The organism is Acinetobacter sp. LF10 (genome assembly GCF_048585715.1).
Classification (GTDB): Bacteria; Pseudomonadota; Gammaproteobacteria; order Pseudomonadales; family Moraxellaceae; genus Acinetobacter.
The window spans coordinates 2,368,792-2,383,023 of record NZ_CP184160.1 but is presented as its reverse complement, the minus strand read 5'-3'; the positions used below and the strand labels follow the sequence as shown (position 1 = coordinate 2,383,023).

Below are 14,232 nucleotides of genomic sequence, written 5' to 3'. Positions count from 1 at the left end.
TCATTTTGAAATAGATCATTAGTTCAGTACTTGCCAAACACACCCATTTTTAAGTCTTCATAGGCTTGTAGAATTTCTTCATAACTATTCATTACGAAAAAACCATGCCCATTAACAGGTTCCTGTAAAGGTGGAGCAGATAGAAATAAGATGTCGCAATTTTCTAAAGCGGTGATTGAAACATCGGTCTCAAAACTAGACATCATCGCGATGGCTTGTTCCTCTAAAAGGTCTTCATCTTCAGCAAATTGCGCCTTACCGCGACGTAAATAAACTAATGTTGTATCTCCATGAGCTGCTGGCAGAATAATTTGATGTCCTTTATTTAGATGAACATCAAATACATTCATTGGACTAAAGGTTTGAGCAATACCTTGAATATTTTCAAATTGCCCTGCAACAATACGGACATAACCAGCATCGTGTTCTAATAATATTTTTGGAATCGTATTATTCGATAAGCTTTGATAGCGAGGGCGTGACATTTTATCTTTAGCTGGTAAATTGACCCATAATTGCACCATTTCAAAATAGCCGCCTTGCTCTCTGAACTCTGGGCTGAAATGTTCAATATGCTGTACCCCAGAGGCAGCTGTCATCCACTGCACATCACCTTGTTTAATAATCCCCCCATGCCCAATTGAATCTTGATGCTCTAATTCCCCAGCAAAAACAAAGGTCACGGTTTCAAAACCACGATGAGGGTGTTCGTGGACACCTTTTTTATTACTTTTAGGTTCTAAAATACCAGGGCCAAGATGATCTAAGAGTAAAAAAGGTGAAGTAGTATTACCTAACTCTTGATAGGAAAATACGGAAAGAGCAGGATAAAAGTCACCGATGGCAAAGCGGGTATCATTACGGTGAATAAAGGCAAGGCTTTTCATTCGTTATACTTCTAAATGGAGCTTATAGTAGACTAACAAAATCTAATTTTTCGTCTAGCATGCTGTTGATAAACAGTTTCTTATTTCAGACACAATCATTAAAAATGTACGCTTCTTTAATCTTTATCGCTAAGCACTTTTATTATTACAATTTCTACATAAAGGCTGTAACTTCATACATAATGCAGAACTTTGCGACACGAATTACACAAAACCAATGCTTTTCTTCATTTTTTAAATGATCAAAAACAGTAAGATGTCGTCATAACAGTAAAAATCTGATAGAAGGTTCATTTTATGAATTTCGTAAAAAAAATCGCTTATGCAACAACTTTAAGTGTAGCTACACTTGCTCCTGTTGTGAGTAGTCAGGTATTTGCTGCACCCGTGGCTGCATCGACTCAGCAGGCGACGAATAGTTTGGTTCAACAACTCTCTGGCTTACAAAGATTCACAGCAGATTTTGAACAAAGTACCAAAGTAGCTGCGAGTAATAAAGCAGTTCAGAAAAAAGGTTTAACTGCACAACATATGAATCAGACTTTTAAAGGTTCAATGAAAGTTGAACGACCTGGAAAGTTTTATTGGGAAACCACAAGTCCTGCTAAACAAACGATTGTGACCACAGGTAAAGTAGTCTGGATTTATGATCCTGATCTTCAACAAGCAGTACGTCAAAGCTTGGATGATCAAATTGCGAATACCCCAGCGCTTTTACTGTCTGGGAATACCAATCAGATTATGCAATCTTATCGCGTAACGCAGCCTGATCGTAGTAAGCTTTATTATACTTTGTATCCAAAACAAGAGGATGGAGCATTCCAAAGTTTAACGATTAGTTTTGGTGCAAATAAGGCACCTAACTTAATGGTCTTACAAGATTCTTTAGGTCAAACAACAAATGTTCGCTTTACTAATGTAAAAGTTAATCCAACTATTCCTGCATCAGTATTTAATTTCACGCCACCGAAAGGTACGGATATTATTGATCAGTAATATTCTAAATACTCAAAGGGCTGCCATTACTGTGGCTCTTTGAGGTGAAATGTAGATACATTTCTTAATTTCATCTATAGGCAAGGCTTTGTATAGTTAAGAAAAACATCAGAGACTTGCATGACGATGAACTTTACACAATTATCAAAAATTATTCCGCTTCTTCCTATCCTGACGATTATTGCATTAACAGGTTGCCAACCTAAAAAAGATACAACTAATGAAAAGGACAAAGTAGATATTCCACTCATTCAAGCGAAAGTTATTGCAGTCAAAATACCCAAACAAAAAGTCTGTTTAGAAGATGGTTGTACCAAGTATAATTTACAAAATGTTGAAACCAATCAAAAATGGATTGATGAATATTTTCTCAATCGTATGAAAAAAGCAGAGCCAAATGCATTTTCTAATCTTGCTGATCAAAAAGTAAAAGTGCCTGCTGATCAACCATCGCTTAGTGAAAGCAGCACCTATGTGCGTTTCGTGGGGCAGAATTATAATTTAGCGACTTTTGCGATGCAGACTTATTCCTATTCTGCGGGTGCAGCGCATGGTATGTCGCATCAAGAATTTGTGAATTTTGATTTATCCAATAAGAAACACATCACCGTAAGTGAGCTAATCAAAGCGAATATGAATCAAAAACTTCGTGATGAGTTATATGCAGCTAATCAAAACTGGTTAGATGGTCACCAAATTAAGAAAGATCAATTGCAAGTCAGTGATAACTATTACTATGGCGTGAATGGAATTGTATTTGTTTATCCGCTGTATGAATTGGCTTCTTATGCGGAAGGGATGAGTGAGTTGACCTTGCCATATTATGAAGCGAAGCAATTCATTAAAGCTGAATATTTACCAAGCTTACCTAAAGAGCCAAATTAGTTGTTAGTCAGCATCTAAACATTGTTTATAGATGCTGATAGTTTATTGCCAATCGCTGTATTTTTTTAGGTTAAAGCCTTACACTATAGCCAGTTTTTTCTCTATTCATGATTGATTATGATCGACCCAAAATTACTCAGAAATAATATTGAAGCAGTCAATGCTGCTTTAGCAAAACGTGGTATTCAGCTTAATGCACAAGAGTGGGCTGATTTAGAAGTTCGCCGTAAAGATTTACAATCCAAAGCTGAAAATTTACAGGCTGAACGTAACGCTGGTGCAAAACAAGTTGGTCAAATCAAAAAGTCGGGCGGAGATGCATCTGAAATTATGGCACGTATGGCTGCCATTGGAGATGAAATCAAAGCTGCTGAAGTTGCGCTTGCTGAGTTGCAAACTGAACTAGAGCAAAAATCACTGGCGATTCCAAACTTACCTGATGAATCTGTTCCAGAAGGTAAAGATGAAAGTGATAACTTAGAAATCTTAAAGTGGGGCACACCACGTCAATTTGATTTTGAAATCAAAGATCATACCGATCTTGGCGAGTGGATGGGCGGTCTTGAGTTTGAAACAGCAACTAAATTAACAGGTTCACGTTTCAGCGTACTTAAAGGTCCTTTGGCACGTCTACAACGTGCGTTGACCCAGTTTATGTTAGATACACATACGCTTAAAAATGGTTATACCGAAGCGTATGTACCGTATTTGGTCAATGCGGATAGCTTGCGTGGTACAGGTCAATTACCAAAGTTTGAAGAAGATTTATTCAAGTTGCAAGGTGAAAAAGAATATTACCTGATTCCAACTGCTGAAGTGCCAGTCACCAACTTTGTGCGTGATGAAATTTTAGATGCAGATCGTTTGCCACTGAAATATGCAGCACATACACCATGTTTCCGTAGTGAAGCAGGTTCTTATGGTCGTGATACGCGTGGTTTGATTCGTCAACATCAGTTCGATAAGGTCGAAATGGTGCAAATTTCAAAACCAGAGCACTCAATGCAGGCACTTGAAGACCTAACTGCACATGCAGAGGGCATTTTGCAAGCACTTGGTTTGCCATATCGTAAGATTTTGCTCTGTGGTGGTGATATGGGTTTTGGTGCAACCAAAACTTATGACTTAGAAGTATGGGTGCCAAGCCAAAATACCTATCGTGAAATCTCAAGTTGCTCAAACATGGGCGATTTCCAAGCACGACGTATGAAAGCACGCTACCGCGTAGATCAGAAGAAGATCGAATTAGTGCATACGTTGAATGGTTCAGGTTTAGCTGTAGGTCGTACTTTGCTTGCAGTGATGGAAAACTATCAACGTGCTGATGGTTCAATCGAAATTCCTGAAGTTTTACGTCCATATATGGGCGGTATTAGTTATATCGACTAAAATGCATCGAATTTGTGCATAGTTTTTGCTTTAACTCAATCAGATCTAAAAAATATAGAGGCGTATCGTGGAAATTTTCCCAATCTCTTTAAAGTTGCAGCAGCAACGTTGTCTGATTGTGGGTGGTGGGCATATTGCCTATCGCAAAGCAAACTTGTTAGTCAAAGCTGGTGCGATTATTGATGTGATTGCACCAGAGATTGAGCCTGATTTGCAACAATTAGTTGAGAAGTCACTGGGGCAATATATCCAAGCGCCTTTTTCTGTAAATATTTTAGCAACGCCTTATCGCCTAGTGATTGCAGCGACAGATCAGCCTGATGTGAATAAAGCTGTCTTTGAGCAATGTGAGATACGTAATCTTCTCGTCAATAGCGTGGATGATATTCCAAATTGTCGTTTTATGGTGCCTGCAATTATTGATCGGTCACCACTCGTTATTTCTGTGGCTTCAAATGGAGCTTCGCCTGTTTTATCACGTCAAATTCGTACACAGTTAGAAAGTTCTATTCCACATGGTATGGGTAAATTAGCTGAGTTTTCTGGTCAATGGCGTAAACAGGTTAAAGAAAAAATTGCGAATCCAGATGAGCGTCGTATCTTTTGGGAAAACTTATATGCAAGCCCACTAAAAGAACAAGTCTTTAATGACAATCTTGAGGTGGCAAATAATTTAATTGAACAAGCCTTAACAGAATGGACTGCACCGAAAGGTGAAGTCTATTTAGTGGGTGCGGGTCCCGGTGATCCAGAGTTGCTGACTTTAAAAGCATTACGTTTGATGCAACAAGCTGATGTGGTGATTTATGATCGTTTGGTTTCTGCACCGATCTTAGAATTGTGCCGCCGTGATGCTGAAAAAATTTATGTCGGTAAAGCACGTTCTAATCATTCAGTCCCACAAGATGGTATTAATGCTTTGTTGGTTGAATATGCGCAAAAGGGTAAGCGTGTTTGCCGCTTAAAAGGTGGTGATCCATTTATTTTTGGGCGTGGTGGCGAAGAGATTCAAGAATTAGTTGAAGCTGATGTTACATTTCAAGTTGTGCCAGGTATTACAGCGGCGTCTGGGTGTTCTGCTTATGCAGGTATTCCACTCACGCATCGTGATTACGCGCAAAGCGTACGTTTTTTAACAGGACACCTTAAAGAAGGATCACCAGAACTTCCTTGGAAAGAGCTAGTCTATGAAAACCAAACTTTGGTGTTATACATGGGCTTAGTCGGTTTAGAACGCATTTGTGAGCAACTGATTGCTCATGGTCAGCGTCCAAATATGCCAGTTGCGCTTATTTCCAAAGGTACTACGCCAGATCAAAATGTGGTTGTTGGAACTTTAGCGGATATAGCGACCAAAGTATCTGAGCATCATATCGTAGCACCGACTTTAACCATTATTGGTGAAGTGGTCAGTCTGCGTGAACAGTTAAAATGGCAATAAAATTCCATTATGGCGTTGTCATCATTCCAGATCTATTTTAATAAATAGATTTGGAGAATTTAAATAGTAGAGAAAATTTGTGATTCATGTTGTCCTATACGAACCAGAAATACCTGCAAACACAGGTAATATTATTCGTTTGTGTGCCAATACAGGTGCTCAATTGCATTTAGTGAGACCTTTAGGTTTTGAACTAGACGATAAGAAATTGAAGCGAGCAGGTTTGGATTACCACGAATGGGCAAGAATGCAAATTTGGGATAATATCGAACTCTGTCTTGCCGATTTAAAAACCAAAGGTGTTGAGCATGTTTTTCCACTGACTACTAAAGGTACAGCGACACCGCACACCGTTGATCTTAATCGTCCTGTCGCTTTGCTGATGGGACCTGAAACAAGGGGTTTGCCTGAGCAAGTCCGTCTCATGTTTCCGCAAGAACAATGGATTCGTTTGCCGATGGCTGAGAACTCAAGAAGCTTAAACCTTTCTAATGCGACTGCGGTAATCGTCTATGAAGCTTGGAGACAACAGGGTTTTAAACAACTTTAATTCCTTTGGTTAGAGATCACCATACGGACTTGCAACAACTAAGGTATAACCATTCAGATCTTTAAACCAAATCTCTCGATGGTGTGCGTTAGAGTTGTATTTTGGTCCTTCTAAAATTTCGATTTGATGAGTTTGTAATTTTTGAACAATCTCATCAATCTAAGTGCTTTCAAATCGCAATAAAACCCCATTTTCAATCAGCCGTTTGGGGTCACCGATATATGACTGGTCATGAGCTTGCCATTGGTGCAGTTGTAACACCACACGCTGCTCAAACAACAATTGTTCATATTCTCTGCCACCATGTCCGCTTTCTAAACCAAGTATTGTTTGATACCACTGACTGTTTTTTTCGACATCAGCTACTGCAATTAAAGGCTGTGGATACATACACACCTCACTGAATGATTAGAATTATTGTTCTTGTATTGCATCAAAACGTTGCTGTGCATAAATGACTTGTTCAATATTACTTTCTGCCCAGTCTTTTAATTGATATGCCATTTTTGCGACTTCTAAGCCGAGTGGGGTTAATGAGTAATCAACACGAATGGGTGCAGTATCTTGTACTTGTCTTGTAATAAATCCATCTCGTTCTAACATTTTTAGTTTTTGTGAAAGCACTTTTGGGGAAATACCCTGAATACTTTTTTTGAGTAAATTAAAATGCTGAGTTTCTCTTGCAAGTATATTGATGATCAACAAAACCCATTTATCTGCAATTTTTTCAAAAAATAAACGAGCAGGGCAATGTTGTTGATAAATATTATATTTTAATGCTTGATTCATATTTAAACCCTTCATTTTCTCGATCGAAAGCCCCTAGTTACCGATTGGTAACTAATTGACACCTAGTTTCTAAAATATATCATTAAATCGAACTTTTTAAAAATTTTGGATAATCTCATGACAAAAATTGCAGTGGTTTATTTCTCTGGTTATGGTCACACCAAAGTAATTGCACAAACTTTTGCACAACCGATTGATGCTACATTAATTGAAATTGATCAGAATGGTGAAATTACAGAACAAGATTGGCAAACGTTAAATGATGCCCAAGCGATTGTATTTGGTGCTCCAACATACATGGGAACAGCACCTTGGCAATTTAAGAAATTTGCTGATGCTTCCTCAAAGGTATGGTTCACACGTGGTTGGCAAGATAAAGTTTTTGCAGGCTTTACAAACAGTGCGAGTTTAAATGGTGATAAACAAGTGACGTTGATTCAATTACAAACCTTAGCTTCTCAGCATGGTGGTATTTGGGTGAGTTTAGGTTTACTTCCAGCCAATACCAAAGCTGCAAAACGCGAAGATGTGAATAATTTAGGCGGTTCTGTTGGTTTACTGGTTCAATCACCTTCTGATGCGAGTGTAGATGAGATTCCAACAGGGGACTTAGAAACAGCGAAGCTGTATGCGGAACGTGTTAAATCAATTGTTGAAAAACTGCACAGCTAAGTTTTTGAGTTAATAAAAAGGCGCATTTAGCGCCTTTTTAGATTTAGATGATTTTATTCGTGTTCATTGTGTTGAGGGGCATTATATTTAAAGCCTTTGGTTTTATAGCCTAAATATAAAACACCAAACATTGCCCACCATAAACCATATTTCAGCGCGGTCTCTTCAATTTCTAACCACATTGCAAAAACGCTCAGAAAGCCTAGCAATGGAATAATAACAAAGTTGAAGATATCTTTGATATTTTTGGTTCGACCATCACGCAGTGCATAGCGAGAAATTACTGAGAGATTTACAAAAGTAAATGCAATCAAAGCACCAAAGCTGATCATTGAAATCACAATATCCAAACTCATGCGTCCAGCAGCTAAGGCGACAATACCGACAATGATAATGTTATAAGAAGGGGTGAAGTTCTTTGGGCTAATATGACCAAAGATTTTCTTATTAATGACACCATCTCGTCCCATTACATACATTAAACGAGATACGCCGGCATGAGCCGAAATACCAGATGCCATGACAGTCACAATTGCAAACGCTAAAACGTAAGACTGGAACAGCGAACCACCCACCAATAATAAAATATCTGGCTGTGTTGCAGCGACATCTTGGAAATAGCTCTTTGGATCATTAGGGAAATAGATTTGCATAAAGTAGGTGCTGATAATAAAAATTACACCTGCGAATAATGCTGTCAAGAAAATCGCTTTTGGTAAGGTCTTTTCAGTATCTTTGGTTTCTTCTGCAAGAGAGCTTAGAGAATCAAAACCTGTAAATGAAAAGCACAGTAAAGTCGCACCTGTAATTAACGCACCAATAGAGGTTAGCTCATTCCAGAACGGTTGTAAGCTCCAAAGTTGATAGCGTGTTTCTGCAGTAATTGGGCCTTCAGCATTATAGCCCATTTGTAATTTGCTATAGACTAAGTACGTAAACACCCCAATGACAATCAGTTGCACTAAAACAATCAGACTATTAAAGTTTGCAACAAAACGAGCGCCACGTAAATTGATACCAGTCATAAAGGCTGTTAATACAATTACCCAAATCCAATGATTTACATTTGGAAATAAGGCTTCAAGATAAATTCCTGCCAAGATAATATTTACCATTGGCGATAGTAAATAATCAAGCCAAGAAGACCAGCCCACCATAAAGCCAACATTGGGATGGATTGATTTTTGTGCGTACGTATAAGCCGATCCTGAAGATGGATAGCGGCGAATCATGTGCCCATAGCTTAGCGATGTAAACAAAATCGCAATCAATGCCACAATATAAGAGGTTGGAACATGATGATGGCTTTCTTCTGATACCAGACCGAAAGTGTCAAACAAGGTCATCGGTTGAATATAGGCTAAGCCAATAATGATAATGTGCCAGAGACCAAGCGTTTTTTGTAGTTTAGCTACCGATGGAGTCCCAGAAGTATTTGTCAACGGCGTTATCCTCATAATCGTTGATCAAGGATCAGCTATGGTTTAAGGATCATTTGAGACGAAAATGATCCCTGCTACAGAAAATAGAAGTGCGCCAATTTATCGTAGTTTGTTATAAATTGTCAGTACTTTTATGCTTGTTTTAGCAATTTTTTTGCCAAATAGGTAGACAAATAGATGAATAAAGATTCATTCAAAATATAAAAGCCCCGATAACAGATTGATATCGGGGCTTGATACATTAAATTATTTATTTAACTTAATGAATTACCATGCTTTTTGCAAAATTGCACGAAGATCTTCTAAATTTGCTTCTTTTGGATTGTAGATGATTGAGCCATCATTCAATGCTTTTTCAGCAACTTCATCTAATTGAGCTTCAGTCACTTTACCTGTTTCACGTAAAGTACGAGGAAGTTTAGTCAGCGAGAATAAACGATCACGCATGGTTAAGATTGTTGCAATGGCTTTATCTGCACGTAAGTTTGCAGGCGTTTGTGCATAAATATCTGCACCAGCAAGTGGCAATAATAATTCACCAATCTTGGCGCCATTGACTTCTTTGTTGTATTCAAGCACATATGGCAAGAATAAGTTCATGCAAAGACCATGGGGTAGGTGAGCAACAGCACCTAAGGCATGACCGAGTGAGTGTACCAAGCCCACCATTGAGTTCGAGAATGCAATCCCAGCCATTGTTGATGCTTGAGCAAGCTCTAAACGACCTTGTGCATCACTTGGGTTGTCTAAAACTTTGAATAAGTTTTCACTAATTTTCTTGATACCAGCACTTGCATAAGCATCGCTTAATGGATTCGCTGCTAAGCATGTATAAGCTTCAACACAGTGAGTTAGTGCATCCATACCTGTCATTGCGGTTAAGTGTGGAGGTAATGTTTGTGTCATGCGCGGATCAAGAATTGCAGCATGTGGCATGAGGTAGTAAGAAGCAAACGCAAGTTTGACATTTTTTTGCGTATCAGAAACGACAGCAACCATAGTTGCTTCAGAACCTGTACCAGACGTTGTCGGAATGACGAAGAATGGTTTTAATGGTTTTGGTAGGTTATGCGCACCTGAGTATTGTAATAAATCATCGCCACCTTCTGAAACTAAAATATTAGTTGCTTTCGATGTATCAATAACCGAACCACCACCAATCGCAATAATCGCATCACATTTTTTTTCACGATACAGTTGTGCTGCTGCACGTACTACTTCCAAGCTTGAATCAGGTGGAACGTCATCAAAAATTGCACCAATTACAGCATCTGTTGTGCTAAAAGCAGCTTCAATTGGGCTGAGCAGACCATTTGCACGTACGCCTTTATCGGTAATGATCATTGGGCGTTTTGCGCCAAGAGTCGCAAGTTCAAAAGGGATGTGCTCTAACGCAGCATTACCAGCAATTACTTTTACAGGACAGAAAAATTCGTAATAAGGCTTAGCCATGTTATGCGCTCCGTTTGAAATATGATTGTGCGACTTTGAGGTAGATATTTTTTGCGCCAGTGAATTTTTCTTTGAATGTTAATTCAGCTGGATAACGTTTCACAGCAAGTGATGCAATCAATTTAGGTAGAATTAACGCTTCCATTTTATTTAAACAACGAACTAATCGAATGGCGCTTGAAACATCACCATCAGCGATCATACGGTCGTTAGCAAATGCTTGAGCAGTACTTTCTTGGAAAGAAAATACAAGGAAAGCATGTGTTAAATGTTTAAAAGTAATTGTTAAATCTGGTTTGCCTTTATAATTAGGTAAAAGCTCCAATTGTTTTTCTTCGGTCACTCGTGCAATAAATGCAGGACCATTTGGGAAAACATTCATTGAAAGTATAAAGCCAACTGGAAATTTAGAGACTTCCTGTTGTACTTCGTCATCCACTTGGCTTGCCATTACTAAACCACGACCGACGACATCCATCATGAGTTTTACGTAGGCAAATTGCAAAGTGGGCTTCACTGCTTTGGTCGAAATCACTCGCGTATCCCTTGTTAAAATTATGCAAAAGCAAATTTAGAGTAATTACTCTAATTTATTTCTTTGGAATTTAAAAGTAGTTTATTCAGATTTGACTACAAGGTCATGAAAGAAATTCGTATTTTGTAAATAGCTAATAAAATCATGACAAAGTTGCTCAAAGCTTGGGTAATCTTCAAGCAAGTCTTGCAAGCGTACCATTTCTAAACCTGCGTATCCACAGGGATTAATGGTTTGGAAGCCTGTTAAATCACAATCAATATTTAAGGCTAAACCGTGGTAACTACGACCACGGCGAATTTTAAAACCTAAAGATCCGATTTTACGACCACCAACATAGACACCTGGTGCATCAGGCTTAGCGTAAGCCTCGATATTGTATTGTTTGAGTATATCGATCATGACCTGCTCAGCAAAGCTGACTAATGTACGGACATGCCATTTTAGGCGGTTTAGATCAATCAAAAAATATGCGACCAGTTGACCTTTGCCGTGCCAAGTCACTTGACCACCACGATCCGTATGGACAACTGGAAGGCTGCTGTGCGTAAGGATATGTTCAGCTTTGCCTGCTTGCCCTTGAGTCAAAACATCTTGATGTTGTAATAACCAAACTTCATCGGGTGTGGTTTCATCACGATTGGTTGTGAAGTCTTTCATTGCCTCAAAATGAGCTGTGTAGTCTTGTAGATCATTGAAACAACGAATGATTAAAGTAGGTTTTACAGAGCTCATTACAATAAAATTTCCTTGGCAGCTTTGAAGGGGTAAATGATTGAATTATGTAGTTATTTAAGTTGGATAAATAAGGGTGATCTAAAAGACGTACGTTATTTTTTATTAAAAAAAATCCAAAACACTTTCGTATTTTGGATTTCTTATTTAAAGCGCTGTCTTAATTAAAGGACAGGCTGCAAGATCAGCATATAGCGCATGAACTTGTTCTAATTCTTCGAAGCGTAATTGTGCAGTCAAAGAATGGTATTTACCTGTACGTGAAGGTTGTACTTTTACTGTACCACCATCGAATTCAGGGAAGTGCTTCTGCAAAATATCAACAACAGCCACTCGAAGTTCATCCCCTGCATTACCAATCAATTTGATTGGATAGTCCATCGGGAAAACCCAAAGATGTTCTTGCAATTCACGAGAAGGAGTGCGGTCTAACATGAGCAACCTCTTTAATTTGAAACGCCTGCATCAGTGCAGGCGCTTATGATCTAATAACTAGATGGGGATAGAGTGTTTAATTTCAAGTCTCGATTAAGAGCTTACGCCATCACTCAAAACTTCCCATCAATTAGTCATTTTCCAAGAATGAACGTAAATGTTCAGAGCGAGAAGGGTGGCGAAGTTTACGTAACGCTTTCGCTTCAATCTGACGGATACGTTCACGTGTTACGTCAAACTGTTTACCCACTTCTTCTAAAGTATGGTCAGTTGGCATATCGATACCAAAACGCATTTTTAATACTTTAGCTTCACGTTCTGTTAAGTTTTCAAGCACTTCACGTGTCGCTTCTTTTAAACCTTCTGAGGTCGCAGCATCGACTGGAGATGTGATGTTTGAGTCCTCAATGAAGTCACCAAGATGCGAATCTTCATCATCACCGATCGGTGTTTCCATCGAAATCGGTTCTTTTGCGATTTTAAGTACTTTACGAACCTTAACCTCGTCCATTTCAAGACGCTCACCTAATTCTTCAGGTGTCGGTTCACGTCCCATTTCTTGAAGAAGTTGACGTGATACACGATTGATCTTGTTAATCGTTTCAATCATGTGGACTGGAATACGAATAGTACGCGCTTGATCGGCAATTGAACGAGTAATCGCCTGACGAATCCACCAAGTTGCATAAGTCGAGAATTTATAACCACGACGATATTCAAACTTGTCTACAGCCTTCATCAAACCGATGTTACCTTCTTGAATCAAATCAAGGAACTGTAAGCCACGGTTGGTGTATTTCTTCGCAATCGAAATAACCAAACGTAAGTTTGCTTCAACCATTTCTTTCTTGGCACGACGTGCTTTCGCTTCACCAACTGCCATACGTTTAGAGATATCTTTGATATCTTTTACGTTCAAACCAAGGTCTTTCTCAATATCGGCAATCTTCTGTTGGAATGCCAATACGTCAGGGCGCACTTTTTCTAAATGTGCTTTGGTTTCAGCAGGGGCTTTCGCGATTTGTTCATCTAACCAAGCTGGATTTGACTCTTGTTCAGGGAAGGTTGTACGGAATTGATTACGATCCATACGACCACGACGCACTGCATAACGCATGATTTCACGTTCATTGGTACGAATTTGTTCATGTGTGCCGCGAATCATTTCTGAAATGATGTCAAATAAACGTGGTGTGAATTTGAACATCATAAAGACTGCAGCTAAAGCTTCTAGTGCAGCTTTTGCTTCGTCACTATTGCGACCATGTTTTGCTACAATTGCTTTTGTATCATTCCAAGCAGCTTCTAGTTCAGAAAAACGAACTTTAGCAATTTCAGGGTCAGGTCCAGATTCACCTTCAGAATCATCATCACCTTCAGATTCTTCGTCTTCGTCATCATCATCAAGTTTTACATCTTTTGTCGCAGGTGAAGCGCTTTCAGCTTCTTCAAGTTCTGCTTCTTCTTCCAGTACTTCTGGAATGTCATCATCAGTTTCTGGGTCTAAGTAGCCAGAAAGAATATCGGCAAGACGACGCTCACCTGTTAAAAAGTCATTATATTCTTGTAAAACGACTTCAACAGCATTTGGCCAATAAGCAATTGAATGTAAAACGTCACGAATACCTTCTTCGATACGTTTTGCAATGCTAATTTCGCCTTCACGTGTTAAAAGTTCAACTGTCCCCATTTCACGCATGTACATACGTACAGGGTCAGTGGTACGACCAGGCTCACTTTCAACCGATGCTAATACGGCAGCAGCTTCTTCTTCAGCGACTTCGTCTGCAGCTTCAGTAGATTCACCAAACATGGTGTCATCAGTTTCTGGTGCACGTTCATGCACTGGAATACCAACGTCTTGAAGCATCTGGATGATGTCTTCAATCTGCTCACTTTCCGTAATTGAGTCTGGTAGATGATCGTTAACCTCAGCGTAAGTTAAGTAACCTTGTTCTTTGCCTCGGCTAATCAGAGCCGCTACTTGCGAAGTAGGGGAATTCATATCGCTCATCTTTGCTTAC

14 protein-coding genes and 1 pseudogene are annotated in these 14,232 nt (G+C 39.0%); 6 read left to right on the top strand and 9 right to left on the bottom strand.

The genetic code is table 11. The annotated features are described in order from the left end of the window. Window positions 1-23: 23 nt before the first annotated feature. Window positions 24-887, bottom strand: a complete 864-nt coding sequence (locus tag ACN19N_RS11490) for a pirin family protein (protein ID WP_269228498.1) — start codon at window positions 885-887, stop codon at window positions 24-26. Between the two features lie 297 nt (window positions 888-1,184). Here ACN19N_RS11490 and lolA point away from each other — a divergent pair, with 297 nt between their 5' ends. The 5 genes from lolA to ACN19N_RS11465 all read left to right on the top strand — a co-directional run bounded on the left by lolA (window position 1,185) and on the right by ACN19N_RS11465 (window position 6,148). Continuing rightward, window positions 1,185-1,883, top strand: coding sequence for an outer membrane lipoprotein chaperone LolA (gene lolA / locus ACN19N_RS11485; RefSeq protein ID WP_004664497.1), 699 nt, complete (start codon window positions 1,185-1,187; stop codon window positions 1,881-1,883). Between the two features lie 120 nt (window positions 1,884-2,003). Beyond that, complete coding sequence (locus ACN19N_RS11480) at window positions 2,004-2,768, top strand: RsiV family protein (RefSeq protein ID WP_269228497.1); 765 nt, start codon at window positions 2,004-2,006, stop codon at window positions 2,766-2,768. Window positions 2,769-2,885: 117 nt separating this feature from the next. Next, on the top strand, window positions 2,886-4,157 hold the full coding sequence (gene serS, locus ACN19N_RS11475) for a serine--tRNA ligase (RefSeq protein ID WP_420001360.1): 1,272 nt from the start codon (window positions 2,886-2,888) through the stop codon (window positions 4,155-4,157). Between the two features lie 67 nt (window positions 4,158-4,224). Next, window positions 4,225-5,598: a siroheme synthase CysG gene (cysG, locus tag ACN19N_RS11470; RefSeq protein ID WP_241307165.1), complete on the top strand. Its 1,374-nt coding sequence runs from the start codon at window positions 4,225-4,227 to the stop codon at window positions 5,596-5,598. 79 nt (window positions 5,599-5,677) lie between these two features. Then, window positions 5,678-6,148, top strand: coding sequence for a tRNA (cytidine(34)-2'-O)-methyltransferase (locus ACN19N_RS11465; protein WP_004664488.1), 471 nt, complete (start codon window positions 5,678-5,680; stop codon window positions 6,146-6,148). Window positions 6,149-6,157: 9 nt separating this feature from the next. On the opposite strand, the pseudogene ACN19N_RS11460 reads toward ACN19N_RS11465, so the two are convergent. Together ACN19N_RS11460 and ACN19N_RS11455 are read right to left on the bottom strand one after the other, a co-directional pair. After that, window positions 6,158-6,538: pseudogene (locus ACN19N_RS11460) on the bottom strand (VOC family protein). 24 nt (window positions 6,539-6,562) lie between these two features. Continuing rightward, window positions 6,563-6,937, bottom strand: a complete 375-nt coding sequence (locus ACN19N_RS11455; RefSeq protein ID WP_420001359.1) for a winged helix-turn-helix transcriptional regulator — start codon at window positions 6,935-6,937, stop codon at window positions 6,563-6,565. A 117-nt stretch (window positions 6,938-7,054) separates the two neighbouring features. Between ACN19N_RS11455 and ACN19N_RS11450 the strand changes: the two genes are divergently transcribed. After that, the gene (locus ACN19N_RS11450; protein WP_004664484.1) at window positions 7,055-7,609 is read left to right on the top strand and encodes a flavodoxin family protein; all 555 of its coding nucleotides are present in this window, start codon (window positions 7,055-7,057) and stop codon (window positions 7,607-7,609) included. Window positions 7,610-7,662: 53 nt separating this feature from the next. Here the strand turns inward: ACN19N_RS11450 and ACN19N_RS11445 are convergent, their stop codons facing one another. From ACN19N_RS11445 to rpoD, 6 genes are all read right to left on the bottom strand, one after another. Continuing rightward, the gene (locus ACN19N_RS11445) at window positions 7,663-9,066 is read right to left on the bottom strand and encodes an APC family permease (protein WP_420001358.1); all 1,404 of its coding nucleotides are present in this window, start codon (window positions 9,064-9,066) and stop codon (window positions 7,663-7,665) included. Between the two features lie 252 nt (window positions 9,067-9,318). Further along, the gene (locus ACN19N_RS11440; protein ID WP_269228494.1) at window positions 9,319-10,503 is read right to left on the bottom strand and encodes an iron-containing alcohol dehydrogenase; all 1,185 of its coding nucleotides are present in this window, start codon (window positions 10,501-10,503) and stop codon (window positions 9,319-9,321) included. A 1-nt stretch (window position 10,504) separates the two neighbouring features. Then, window positions 10,505-11,038: a hypothetical protein gene (locus tag ACN19N_RS11435; RefSeq protein ID WP_004664480.1), complete on the bottom strand. Its 534-nt coding sequence runs from the start codon at window positions 11,036-11,038 to the stop codon at window positions 10,505-10,507. Between the two features lie 81 nt (window positions 11,039-11,119). After that, window positions 11,120-11,773, bottom strand: a complete 654-nt coding sequence (gene lipB, locus ACN19N_RS11430; protein WP_241339938.1) for a lipoyl(octanoyl) transferase LipB — start codon at window positions 11,771-11,773, stop codon at window positions 11,120-11,122. A gap of 147 nt (window positions 11,774-11,920) precedes the next feature. Then, window positions 11,921-12,208, bottom strand: a complete 288-nt coding sequence (locus ACN19N_RS11425) for a YbeD family protein (RefSeq protein ID WP_004664473.1) — start codon at window positions 12,206-12,208, stop codon at window positions 11,921-11,923. Between the two features lie 130 nt (window positions 12,209-12,338). Then, window positions 12,339-14,222 carry an RNA polymerase sigma factor RpoD gene (rpoD, locus tag ACN19N_RS11420; protein WP_004664471.1) on the bottom strand — a complete coding sequence of 628 codons (1,884 nt, stop codon included), beginning with the start codon at window positions 14,220-14,222 and terminating at the stop codon, window positions 12,339-12,341. Window positions 14,223-14,232 lie beyond the last annotated feature (10 nt).